Genomic DNA, 11,617 nt, shown 5'->3' with positions numbered 1-11,617 from the left:
TCTCCTGCACGACGTCCTCGGCGGCGTGCCGGTCGCCGCCGGTGGCCCGGGTGGCGTAGGCGAGCAGGGCGGCGCCGTGCGCCTGGACGACACTCTCCATGGTGGTCATTCCGGTTCCTCTCCCCAGCCTGCGGGTGCTGAGGACGACTCTGCCGGCGGTGGAAGCGGAAGTCGTTGGGTCTGTCCCTCCGCCCGCGGGGGGTGAGCCATCGACCGCGGGTAGGGATGTCCCCCGAATGCCTCGGCGACCCCGGGGGAAGGCAACCTCCGCCGCGGCCACACGTCGGCGGGGGCAGGGTCACGGACTGAGCATGCCCTCGGCCGTGCGGGCCAGGACCTCGCACGCCGCCCGGTCGCGGCCACCCGTCCCCGGGCGTTCGGCATGCGCACGCCACCGCCGCACGGCGAGGTCGGCCGCCTCCCGGACCTGCTCCTCACGAGCGTCCGCGGACAGCCCGAGTCGGGCACGCGGGTCCGTGCCGCGTGCCCCGAGCAACCGGACGGCGTCGACGACCGCGCCCCAGCCGGCGCCCCGCAGCAGGCGGGTGTCGCCGCGTTCCAGGTCGTCCAGGAGGTCCAGTTCGGCGATCTCGTGGGTGCCGGCGCCGATCCGGTCGATCCCCCAGCGCAGGGGGTGGTCCAGCGGCAGCACGGACGTCAGCTCCCGGACCGTCACGATGGCGCGGCGGGCGGCGATGACCGGGCTCCAGGAGATCACCGTGCGGGCCAGGTCGGCGAGGCTCATCGACTCGCTCAGGGCCACCCGCTGGCGGCCCCAGCGCAGGGCGGCGCGGAACGCGGGCGTGGGCGGCACCAGGCACAGCACCGCGTCGATCGAGCCGCGGGGGCCGCTGTCGGCCAGGAACTCCTCCGCGAGGGCCTGGTCCGGCTGGCCCTCGACGTCCACCACCACGACGCCCACCGCGGACTCGCGGGGCATGCCCGGCGCGCGCACCACGGCCACGCGGGGCGGGCTGGCCAGGCGTTCGGCCACGGCGGCCCACCGCGCGCGGTCGGGGCCGTCGGTGGCGACGCCCTGCCGGACCAGGTCGCTCACCCGCCGGTAGAGGCCGTTGTGGCCGAACCTCGGTGAGTCGAACAGCACCGGGTCGACCCGCTCGGACAGCCTGATGCTCACCACCGCCGCGCCACCCGTCACCGCCGAGCGCATCGAGCCGCCCAGGACGGCCAGGCGTTCGGCGTCGTGGTCCAGGGCCGTGCGCAGGTCGGCCAGGGACAGCTCGACGGCCGGGGCGGTCACCAGCACCCGCAGCGCGTCCTCGCGGCTGAAGTCCACCGCCACCGCCGACTCGCGGTCGCTGCCCGCCAGCACGGTCAGCACGGCGGCCACCGCGTGGTACAGGCCCGACTCGACCTCCCAGCCGACGCGCCTGCCCAGGTCGCCGTCGAACCGCACCGGGCGCGGCAGCGTGGCCGCCAGCTCCTCCAGGGCCGCGCGCGGGCCGCGGTCCGGCAGGATCGACGGGTACACCCCGCGCACGACCGTGCGGAACTCGTCCAGCAGCTCGTCCAGCGCGTCCCGCACCTCCTCCAGCTCCTGGGCGCTCGAGGTCGCCTCGGTCAGCGACTCGTCGAGGTGCCGCAGCCGGCGGCGCACGTCGTCGAGGTCCCTCAGCGTCGTCGTGGTGATCGCCTTGACGAGGCGGCGGCGCTCCAGCTCACGGACCTGCGCGAACCGCTCCCGGGCGGTGCGCACCTCGACGCGCAGCGCCGTGGCGCGGGCCTCCGCGCGGTCCCGGTCGGCACGCAGGCGGTCCAGCCGGGCGGCCATACCGAGCCAGCCGGCGGTCTCGCGGAGCACGGCCTGCTCCCGCTCGCCCCACCGCTTCGGCCCGGCGACCAGCACGACCCCGTCCTCGGCCACCGGCTCGCGCGCGGTCTCGGTGACGCCGGTCAGGGTCGGCGCCGGCCACGCCGCGATGACGGCCAACTCCGGGCCCACGCAGTAGGCCGCCTGCCCGCCGACGACCCCGGCCAGGTTGCGGACGAGTGCGGCGACCAGGTTCTCGGGCGGTACAGTCGCCGCGATCTCGTGCGGACGCTGGCCCTTCCTCAGCAATGCGTCACCGGCGGCCACCGGGCAAGCCTGCTGGCCGGGCAGTGAACTCACAAGGGTGCCGGCCCCGTGACCGGGTAGGGATATCCCGACAGCATCGAATGTTATTGTAGCTTTGTTTGCTTGGTTTTGAGTTTGCTTGACGACCAGCAGCGCGGAGGCCTCGTGAGATACGGCGTGGGGATCGATCTCGGTACCTCGTTCACCTCGGCCGCCATCAGCGGTCCACCCGGGACGCGCATGGTTCCGCTGTCCCCCGGCGTGGTCGTGCCGTCGGTGGCCTATCCGGCCCCGGACGGCACGGTGCTGACCGGACCAGCGGCGTTGGCGGCCGCGGCGGACCCGGCCCGCGTCGCGCGGGGCTTCAAGCGACGGCTCGGGGACCCGACCCCGCTGGTGCTCGGCGGCGCCGCGTACTCCCCCGCCACGCTGATGGCGGCGCAGCTGCGCGACGTGCTCGCGACGGTGACCAGGACCGTGGGCCTGCCACCCGCGTCGATCGTGCTGACCTGCCCGGCGATCTGGGGACCGTACCGGCGCGAGCAGTTCGCGGAGGTGCCCAAGCTGGCGGGCGTGCACGAGTTCCGGCTGCTCACCGAGCCGGAGGCGGCCGCGACGCACTACTCGGCGGAGCGCCGGCTCGGCGACGGCGAGGTGGTGGCCGTCTACGACCTCGGCGGCGGCACGTTCGACACGACCATCCTGCGGATGCGCTCGGGTGACATGGAGATCCTCGGTGTCCCGGAAGGCATCGAGCACATGGGCGGCACCGACTTCGACGAGACGCTGCTCGCGCACATCGACGACCGGTTCGACGGGGCGATCGGCGCGCTGGACGCCGCGGACCCCGCGGTGGCGACCGTGCTGGCGGAGATCCGCGCGATGTGCGTGCGCGCCAAGGAGGAGCTGTCGATCGAGCCGGACGTCACGCTGACCGTGCCGCTGCCGTCCGGGCCGCGGGAGCTGACGATCACGCGGCTGCAGTTCAACGACATGATCAGACCGTCGGTGAAGCTGACCACCGACGCGTTGCGCCGCACCATCTCCTCGGCCGGCCTGCGGCCCGACGACCTGTCCGCGGTGCTGCTGGCGGGCGGCTCCTCACGCATCCCGCTGGTGTCGCAGCTGGTGTCGCAGGAGTTCGGCAAGCCGGTGCGGGTGACGCTGCACCCGAAGTTCACCGTGGCGCTCGGCGCGGCCGCCGTCGCCACGCGCGCCGCCACCCCGGCCGCCCCGCTGATGACGGCCCCGGCCCCGCCACCCGTTGTCCCGTTCCCGGAACCCGGTGACCAGCGCCCCGCGTCCGGCCCGCGCTCGCCGCGCAGGTGGCTGGTGCCGGCGATCGCCGCGGGCGTCGCCCTGGTCGTCGCGGCGGTCACCACGATCCTGCTCGTCTCCAGCGGCCCGGCACCGAACGACACCGCGTCCCCGGCCACCACGCTGCGGGTGTTCGACAACGGCGTGGTCAAGCCGTGGGTCGGCCTCATCGCCTCGCAGGAGAACTGGGGCGGCACCGAGATCGGCGCGGCGGGCGCCCAACAGGGCCCGATCGCCGCGGCACTCGTCGGCAAGGGGTTGCGGGTGACCTGGCGCGGCGCGCCCGGGGAGGTGTACCTGCAGAGCGACACGGGCACCCGCGACCTGTCGTCCTATGCGGACAAGGGTGCGCTGGTGTTCGACGTGGTGGTGCACGAACCGCCGACCGCCAAGACGACGGTCGCCGTGCACTGCGTCTACCCGTGCGGCGCCGAGGTCGCGGTGACGAGGCTGCTGCGGGACCTCAAGCCGGAGAAGAAATCGACGGTCAAGATCCCGGTGGCCTGCTTCACCGCGGCCGGGCTGGACCCGAAGCGGGTCAACACGCCGTTCCTCGTCTACACCGAGCAGCCGTTCGACGCCACGTTCTCCGCCGTCCGCTGGGAGGCGGACGCCGCATCGGACGACGACGCCATCCCCTGCGGCAACCTCCACTGAGGCTTGACGCGACGATGGCCTCGACGCCATCGTCGCGTCAGGGGTTTCGTGCTCCTCAGGCCGCCGTGAGGGAGTCGCGCAGGGCGACGAACGCGTCGTACTCGGCCTTCTGGTCGACCGGCAGCTGATAGGCCGCGGCCATGATCTTCGGCACGGACGGGATGATGCTCAGGCGGAACGTCTGCCCGTCCGTCGTCTTGATGACGAAGCGCCCCTGGAGGTCGCGCTTCTTCACCGAGGCGCGGTTGGCGTCCGTGATGGTCAGCGGGCTGCCGGCCGTCACGTTCCCGTTGTTCTCGTCGAGCGGGACGATGACCAGGTCGGTGCTGCCCGGCCGGAAACCGATGGCGAAGTTGCTGATGGTGGTCCTGCGGAAAATCACGTAGTTCTTCTGCTTGATCTCGGCGCCGTACACCTTGGTGTAGCTCGGACCGTTCTCGACCACCGAGTCGAAAGCGGCGTGGATGGCCGCCTTCAGCGCTTCCTTGCTCGCCACTGCCAGTCCTCCCAGACGTGCTCAAATACGTGAGGTAATTTCACGTGTGGGAGCGCACCCTACACCCGGGCGCCACCGGCCCTCGGCCGGCCTACTGTGACGAAACTAGGCGGATTGTCCCGCGGCGACCGCGCGGACGGCGTCGGCCAACACCCGCATGGACGTTGGCGCGCCGGGGTTGAGCAGGACGTCGACGCCCCGCGCCGGCAGGGCTTCGGCCAGTTGGGTCAGTGTGACGTTGCGCCATCCGGCGGCGTCGATCCGAAGGCGGTGGCCGTAGGAGGTCGTCACCAGCACCGCGGGCACGCCGTCCGGTGCGTGGCGCACGATCGCGACGCCCTGTTCGTCGAGCGCGATGCCGAGCATGACGTCGCTCAGCACCTCGGGCAGCTGGTCGGGGTCGAACTCGCCGCGGGCGAGCAGGCGCAGGACCGCGTCGACCGGGTCCAGCGGGGAGTCCTTCGTGGACGGCAGGTAGAGCGGGTTCGGCTGGAACCGGCCCCGGCCCGCCTCGGTCACCGGCCACGCGCCGATGACCGACGTCACGGGCGTGGCCTCGCCCTCCTCGGTCGGTTGCCACGCGGGGTCGATCAGGAAGAAGACGCCGCCGCCGGTCGACTCATCGGCTTCCACGGTCATCGTGACGCTCCACTTCGGACGGACGGACGGGTACCGGCATCGACATGGTCTCCATGAGGCGCGAGAGCCACGGCAGGTCGGTCTCGGTGAGGTCCTCCTCCTCGAGATCCTCTTCCGTCGCAACGGGTTCCTCGGGCACGGGCGCCGGTGGAGGCACGGGCTCGGGCACGGGCTCGGCCTCCAGCGGCGGCGCGGGCTTCAGCGCGACCGTGGGCTCCGGTGGAAGCGGGTCCTCCAGCGGCGGCGCGGACTCCAGCACCGTCGTCGGCTCCGACCGAGGCGGGATCTCCAACGGTGGCGCGGACTTCAGCACGGCCGTCGGCGCCGGCGGAGGAGGGACCTCCAACGGAGACGCGGGATTCAACGCGGCCGTGGGCTCCGGTGAAGACGGGATCTCCAGCGATGGCGCGGAGTTCAGGACGGTCGTCGGCGCCGACGGAGGCGGGGCCTGCGGTGTGGAGGCAGGCACGGGCGTCGGTTCGGCGGGCGGTCGTGCCCGCTCGGTGGTGCGGGTGACAGCGGCCAGGTCGACACCGGCCAGGGCGGTGCTGGGCATGAGCCTGGTCGCCACCCGGGTCGCGTCGTCGAGGCGGTTCACGAGGCCCTCGGCCACCTCGCGGAGCAGCTCGGCCGCGGCGGGTTCGGTCGCCTCGTACAGGAGCAGGTTGTGCACCGGGTCCAGCGGGGCGTTCCGGACACCGGCCGGGTCCGCGATCTGTTCCGCCGGCCGGATCCACAGCCCGGCGCGGACGACCTCGAGCACCACGTCCCGGGTGTACCAGTAGACGCCCGGCGAGACCTCGCCGAGCCCGTCGACCGGTGGGCGGTGGACGGTCAGCCGGGCGCCGCCGCCCGGCCGGTAGGTGAACGCCTGGGCGAAGGTGTTCCAGCCGAGCGAGCCGTCCGTGCGCAGCGTCAGCACGTCGGGTGGATCGGCGGGGATACCGTTGTAGCAGCACAGCTCCACGCCGAGCAGGTCCGCGAGCTCCTGGCCGACCGCGCTGTTCGTGACCGCCACGCCGCCGTACAGAACGAAGCGGGGCGCGGTCGGCAGCGTCCGGCAGAACGCGGCGATGTCGGCCGGTTCGAGGTCCGCGGCGTCCCGCGCCCCGAGGACCAGCAGCGGCGCGTCGGGTTGGCACGGCAGCGCCCGCAGCCTGGTGCGCCCGGTGGTGAGCGCGCCGTCGCCGATGTCCGGCCGGACCCACATGCCGGCGGGCAACGGCTCGGCGACGCCGCGGAACCCGGCCGCGCGGACCCGGCCGAACTCGACGGAGTCCCAGGCGGGACGCGGGAAGCGCTTGCCCCTCCAGGCGGGTCCCCTGCCCCTCCTGAACTCCACCCAGCCGCTCTGGTCGGCCGAGTGGACGAACAACGCGTTCCCGAGGTGGTGGGTCATGCCGTAGGGCGCCACCACGGTCCGGTTGGTCCGGTCGGCGAGCCACTGCCAGACGTGCGGCGCGACCTCCCGCGGCTGCCGCCCGGGCACGACCCGCACGGGCCGGCGACCCCGCGGCAGCGCGGCCGCGAACGCCTTCCACACCTCGATGGGGGACACGGGCGGCAGGTCCGCGACGACCAGCTCGTGGTCGGGATCCGCGGGCAGCGACTCCGCCAGCGCACCCGCCTCGGCGGTGACACCGTCGGCGTCGTGCACCACCGTCGTCTCTCCGAGCCTGGTCCGGGCGAGACCAGCCCCGGCACGCACGCCGATCCGGGTCAGCAAGGACATCGGCTCCCCCTTCCATTCTCGGCTCACGACACGTTCCCACGCGGGCGCGACACTTCTGGGACGTCCGAACCGCGGGGACCCGTTCACCGGACTTCCCCTCACGAACGCGGCCGGCGCCCCCTTCGGGGCCCGCGAGCCGCCGTCAGCGGGCGGGGCGGGCCACCGAGCGCACGGCGTCGGCCGTCAGGCGGGTCGAGGCCGGTGCGCCGGGGTTGAGGAGCACGTCCACGTCCTGGGGTGGCAGGGCCACGGCCAGCTCGGTGACCGTCACCTCGCGCCAGGCCGGGGTGTCCACCCTGGCCCGGTGCGGCGGGGCGGTGGTCACCAGCACCGACGGCACGCCGTCCGGGGCGGGGACCACGAGAGCGATGCCCTGCTCGTCGACGGCCACGCCGAGCAGGACCTCCGCGAGCGCCGACAGCAGCGCTTCCCCCCGGTCGGTGTCGTTGGCGCCGTCAGTGGCGTCCTCCGCGGCGCCCTCAGTCGCGTCCTCAGTGGCGCCGTCAGTCACGTCCTCAGAGGCGGCGGCGGCCAGGCGTTGCAGGGCCGCGTCCGCCGGGTCCGTCGGCAGGCCGGGGCGGGACGGCTGGTAGCCGGGGTTCGGGCGGAACAGGCTGACCTCGCCGTCATCACGGAGGAACCAGCCGCCGACGACCGCCTCGAACGGTGGCTCGTCGTCCTCGTCGGCCGGCTGCCACGCCGGGTCGATCATGAAGGTCCACTCGCTCATGTCGGCCCCTTTCAGGCGAAGCTGATGACGTGCACGGCCAGCGGGTCCGGCTCCATCGCGGGTTCCGGTGTCCGCGGGTCGACCAGCCGCACCTCGTCGCCGTCCTTCACGGCCACCAGCAGGTTGCCGACGGTCTCGCGGCCCCTGCCGTCCCTGCGCCGCAGCCAGACCAGTGCCTTCGCGCCGTTCGGCAGGTCCGACAGCGCCATCAGCGCGTCGCCCCAGTGCCGGTGGGTGCTGGTGCTCCGCACGGTCCCGAGCTGCCGGGCCGCCGGCTCGAACCAGGCCGCCGCGCCGGGTTCCGGTGGGTCGGGGAGGTCGTCCCGGCCGGCGTCCCAGGCACGCAGCCAGTGCCACGGGTCGTCGTTGGGCAGCCCGAACGGCTCGGCGCCGGCCGCCTTCGGCACGACCAGCGCGGCGTCCAGCAACTGGTCGCGCCAGTCGCCGGTGACCAGGAACCGCTTGGTGGTACAGGCGAACAGCCAGCCGCGTGCGGTCTCGTCGGCGGCGGCCGGGTCGACCAGCGTCACGGCGCCGTCGTAGGTACCGGCCAGCCAACTTGTCGCTTTGTCGACAGCGGCGGCAAGGTCGGGGGCGGCCGCCAGCGCGGGCATGGTCAGGTGCTCGGGGTCCGGGCGGTGGAACCGGGCCACCACGAGCTGGCCGACCTCGCCGTCGTCCAGCCAGGCCGGCTCGCCGCGCTGCCCGTCGATGACCACGGCCTTGCCGTCGGCGTGGCAGGCGTACAGCAGGTGGCCGGTCAACTCCGCGTCCGCGACCCGCCTGCGCAGCCACACCACACCGCGGGTGCCCGGCCCGCCGTCGACGATCGCCGAGGTGACCTCGCTCCAGGTCGCGCAGGTGGCGACCTCGGCGGTCGGGAAGTGCCGGGTGAGCAGCCGGTCCCACCAGCCCGGTGCCTCGTCGGCCGGGCGCCAGGGCAGCGCGGAGGCCGGCCGGTTGTCGACCGCCGCGTCCGTCGCGACCAGGCAGCCGCGGGCGTTGGCCCGCCACTCCCAGCCGTCGGCCGGCTCGTCGGCCAGCGGGTCGGAGTTGGCCAGCGGGAACGGCGCGGAACCGTCCTTCGGCACCGCGAGGGTCGCGGCCAGCGGGACGCCGGGGTCGTCCGCGTACCCGCAGGCCACCAGCCAGTTCCGCTCGGTCTCGAGGATCGGCTGGTCGCCGGCGACGGTGACCAGGCCGCCGTAGGTCCGCTCCAGCCAGCCGGCGGCAACCCGGCTGGTCGCGTCAGTCGCTGAAGTCGCTGTCATCGCCGTGGTGCCTCCGCCGGGCGGCCTGTTGTTGCCGGTGCCAGGTGATCTCTTCCGGGCTGTACCTCGCGCCCTGTGCCCACACCCGTCTGGTCACACCGTAGGCGTCGGGTCGCAGGTAGGTGTCGTAGCCCGCGTTGTTCGGCACGGCGACCGCCGGGCCGGCCGGGTGGTTGATGGTGGCCACGGAGTCGTTCGCGAAGTGCGCCTCCTGGAGGAAACCCGCCGCCCGCATGGCCGCGACGAACTGGTCCGACCAGGTGCCCTTCGCCACGTAGCAGATGATCCCGGCCACGGAGCTGTACCGGTTGTTCGCGAGGAGGGCCTGGAAGGTCCGCACGTGCCGCAGCAGGTCCCAGGACGAGGTGCCGTCCAGGTAGCTGTCGAGGCGGGCGGCGCGCACCGCGTACTGGCCGTCCCAGATGGTGGCGCCCGCCTCGACCTCGGCCGCCAGCCAGTCGGCCAACCCGTGCCCGACCAGGAAGATCGGGCCGGGGCCGCCGTTCGCGTAGTCCGCGAACCACGGCGCCATCATCAGCGAGTCGGCACGGTTGGCGGCCAGCGCGTCACTGGTGGACTCCCGTGGCATCGAACGCAGGTTCAGGTCGAGCCGGTGTGCGGACGCCGCCCAGTCGGCGTCGTGCCGCTGCAGGCTGTCGCGGTCCGGGACGAACGTGACACCGATGGTCCGGCCGTCCCGTCCCACGAAGGGCCGGCGCTGGAACGAGTCGGGGTGGACGTAGACGGTTCGGCCGCGCCTCACGGCCGTCCGCACGGGGATCCAGCCGGCCGGCGGTCCGGAGTCCATCGGCGGGGTCGGGCCGGCGCTCGGCTGGCCCCACGTCTGCGCCCCGGGCTGCTGCCCCCACTGCTGGTTCGACTGCTGGTTCCACTGCTGACCCCAGGTCCGCGGACCCGGTCGGCTCGACTGCTGGCCCCACGTCTGCGGATCCGGCTGGCCCCACTGCTGACCCCACGACTGCGAGCCCGGCTGCCCCCACTGCTGACCCCACGACTGCGGACCCGGCTGACCCCAGCTCTGCGCACCGGGCTGGGTGGACGGGCCGGGCCGGGTTGACGGACCCGGCTGGGTGGAGGGACCCGGCTGGGTGGACGGGCCGGGCCGCGCGTTCGACGACTGCGCCGCCTGGGCCGCCGCGGCCTTGCTGATGCTCCGGAGCGCGTCGTACTGCTTGCGCTTCTGCGGATCCGACAGCTCGTCGAAGGCCTCCTGTACCGCCTGCATCTTGGCGGTGGTGTCCACACCCGGGTTCTTGTCCGGATGGTACTTGAGCGCCAGCTTTCGGTAGCTCTTCCTGATCTCCTCCGCGCTCGCGTCCGGCTTGACCTCCAGGGTGGCGTAGTACCCCTTCGGGTCGTCGGGGTTCTCGGTCTCCTCCGACGGCTGCTCCTGCTGGGGCTGTTCCTGGTTCGGCTGCTCGGGCCGGGGCTGCTGCCGGCGCGCTTCCTCCTCGCGGGCCTGCCGCTGACGCTCCTGCTCCTGACGGCGTTGCCGTTGCTGCTCCTCCCGCTGGGCGCGAGCGGCTTCCTCGCGGCGCTCGGCCTCCTCCTGCCGCTGCCGTTCCTCCTCGCGGGCCTTCTCCGCGTCCTCGCGGCGCTTCGCCTCCTCGCGGGCCTGCTGCTGGCGGCGGGCCTCCTCGCGGGCCTCGGCACGCCGGTCACGCCACGCCTCGGGGTTGTCCCGCATCTCCTGGCGCCACGACGCGTCGCGGTTGCGGGCCCTGGCCTCCTCGCGGGCCTTGTCGCGGGCCTCGCGCCAGCCCTCGGGGTTCATGCCCTGCGTCCGCGCCTCGCTGGCCATCCGCTCCGCGCGCAACCGGGCCTCGTACGCCGCCTCCCACTGCGCGTCGGAGCGGCGCTGGCTCTCACGGGCCCGGCGGTCCGCCTCTTCGCGGTCCGCACGTGCCTTGCGGACTTCCTCCGCGAGCCGGCGGGCTTCCGCCAGCTCCTCCTCACGACGCCGCGCCTCCGCCGCCTCCCGCTGCCGGCGGGCCTCGGCCGCCTCCTCCTCGCGACGCCTGTCCTTCCGGCGGCGCTCCTCCGCCATCTCCTCGACGAAACGGTCGAGGTCCGCCGTCGCCTCCTCGGCACGACGCTTGGCCTCGGCGTACGCCCGCCGAGCGGCCATCACGGTGGGATCGTTGTCGACGGCTTCCTGCAGCCGTGCCTCACGCTCGGCCCTTTCCCGGGCCTCCCGCTCCAACGCCTCGCGGACCTCGCGCTCGATCCGCTCGCGCGTCTCCCGTTCGGCCCTCTCGCGGGCTTCCCGCTCGGCCTGCTCACGAGCCACCCGTTCGGCCTGCTCGCGGGCAACCCGCTCGGCCTCCTCGCGAGCCTCCCGCTCACGGGCCTCCCGTTCGGCCTGCTCCCGAGCCTCGCGCTGTGCCTCACGCTCACGCTCCGCCTGCCGGCGTGCCTCCGCGCGCCGCTCCTCATCCGCCCGACGCCGAACCTCCGCCTCACGCGCCAACTCCGCCTCGCGGAGGGCTGCCGCCTCCCGCTCACGAGCCTCACGCAGGTCCCGCTCCTGAGCCTCCCGCTCCAACCGCGCCTGTCGGCGTGCTTCCTCGCGGCGTGCCTCATCCGCCCGGCGCCGGACCTCGGCCTCAGGTTCCTGCCCGCCCCGCCGCGCGGCTTCCGCCGTCCGCGACGACCCGGCCCGCGCCCTCGCTCCGGA

At 73.9% G+C, this 11,617-nt stretch carries 8 protein-coding genes; 1 reads left to right on the top strand and 7 read right to left on the bottom strand.

Annotation, left to right across the window (positions count from 1 at the left end; genetic code table 11):
* Nucleotides 1-298 precede the first annotated feature (298 nt).
* Entirely contained in the window at nt 299-2,098 is a 1,800-nt protein-coding gene (locus ACJ73U_RS32980) for a hypothetical protein (protein ID WP_407781654.1), read from the bottom strand.
* 144 nt (nt 2,099-2,242) lie between these two features.
* On the opposite strand from ACJ73U_RS32980, the gene ACJ73U_RS32975 reads away from it, so the two are divergent.
* Nucleotides 2,243-4,051, top strand: a complete 1,809-nt coding sequence (locus ACJ73U_RS32975; protein ID WP_407781653.1) for an Hsp70 family protein — start codon at nt 2,243-2,245, stop codon at nt 4,049-4,051.
* A gap of 55 nt (nt 4,052-4,106) precedes the next feature.
* On the opposite strand, the gene ACJ73U_RS32970 is transcribed toward ACJ73U_RS32975, so the two are convergent.
* The 6 genes from ACJ73U_RS32970 to ACJ73U_RS32945 all read right to left on the bottom strand — a co-directional run.
* Complete coding sequence (locus tag ACJ73U_RS32970) at nt 4,107-4,547, bottom strand: hypothetical protein (RefSeq protein ID WP_407781652.1); 441 nt, start codon at nt 4,545-4,547, stop codon at nt 4,107-4,109.
* A gap of 105 nt (nt 4,548-4,652) precedes the next feature.
* Nucleotides 4,653-5,186 (bottom strand): type VII secretion system-associated protein, encoded by a 534-nt coding sequence (locus tag ACJ73U_RS32965; RefSeq protein WP_407781651.1) that lies wholly within the window; start codon nt 5,184-5,186, stop codon nt 4,653-4,655.
* Entirely contained in the window at nt 5,167-6,918 is a 1,752-nt protein-coding gene (locus ACJ73U_RS32960; RefSeq protein WP_407781650.1) for a hypothetical protein, read from the bottom strand. Before ACJ73U_RS32960 ends, ACJ73U_RS32965 begins: the two co-directional genes overlap by 20 nt.
* 142 nt (nt 6,919-7,060) lie before the next feature.
* Nucleotides 7,061-7,648, bottom strand: a complete 588-nt coding sequence (locus ACJ73U_RS32955; protein WP_407781649.1) for a hypothetical protein — start codon at nt 7,646-7,648, stop codon at nt 7,061-7,063.
* Between the two features lie 11 nt (nt 7,649-7,659).
* Complete coding sequence (locus ACJ73U_RS32950; RefSeq protein ID WP_407781648.1) at nt 7,660-8,919, bottom strand: YrhB domain-containing protein; 1,260 nt, start codon at nt 8,917-8,919, stop codon at nt 7,660-7,662.
* Nucleotides 8,897-11,617, bottom strand: a 2,721-nt coding sequence (locus ACJ73U_RS32945; RefSeq protein WP_407781647.1) for a DnaJ domain-containing protein, incomplete at its 5' end; no start/stop codon positions are given. The genes ACJ73U_RS32950 and ACJ73U_RS32945, both read right to left, overlap by 23 nt.

This window comes from Actinophytocola sp., from assembly GCF_045807065.1.
Taxonomy (GTDB): Bacteria; Actinomycetota; Actinomycetes; order Mycobacteriales; family Pseudonocardiaceae; genus Actinophytocola.
Note: the sequence above shows the minus strand (reverse complement) of the source record. Positions and strands in the feature narration are given on the sequence as shown.

Bases quoted from the DNA above. Each gene is read 5' to 3' on its own strand.
- ACJ73U_RS32965 (WP_407781651.1), bottom strand. From the start codon at position 5,186: ATGACCGTGGAAGCCGATGAGTCGACCGGCGGCGGCGTCTTCTTCCTG.
- ACJ73U_RS32955 (WP_407781649.1), bottom strand. From the start codon at position 7,648: ATGAGCGAGTGGACCTTCATGATCGACCCGGCGTGGCAGCCGGCCGAC.
- ACJ73U_RS32960 (WP_407781650.1), bottom strand. From the start codon at position 6,918: ATGTCCTTGCTGACCCGGATCGGCGTGCGTGCCGGGGCTGGTCTCGCC.
- ACJ73U_RS32950 (WP_407781648.1), bottom strand. From the start codon at position 8,919: ATGACAGCGACTTCAGCGACTGACGCGACCAGCCGGGTTGCCGCCGGC.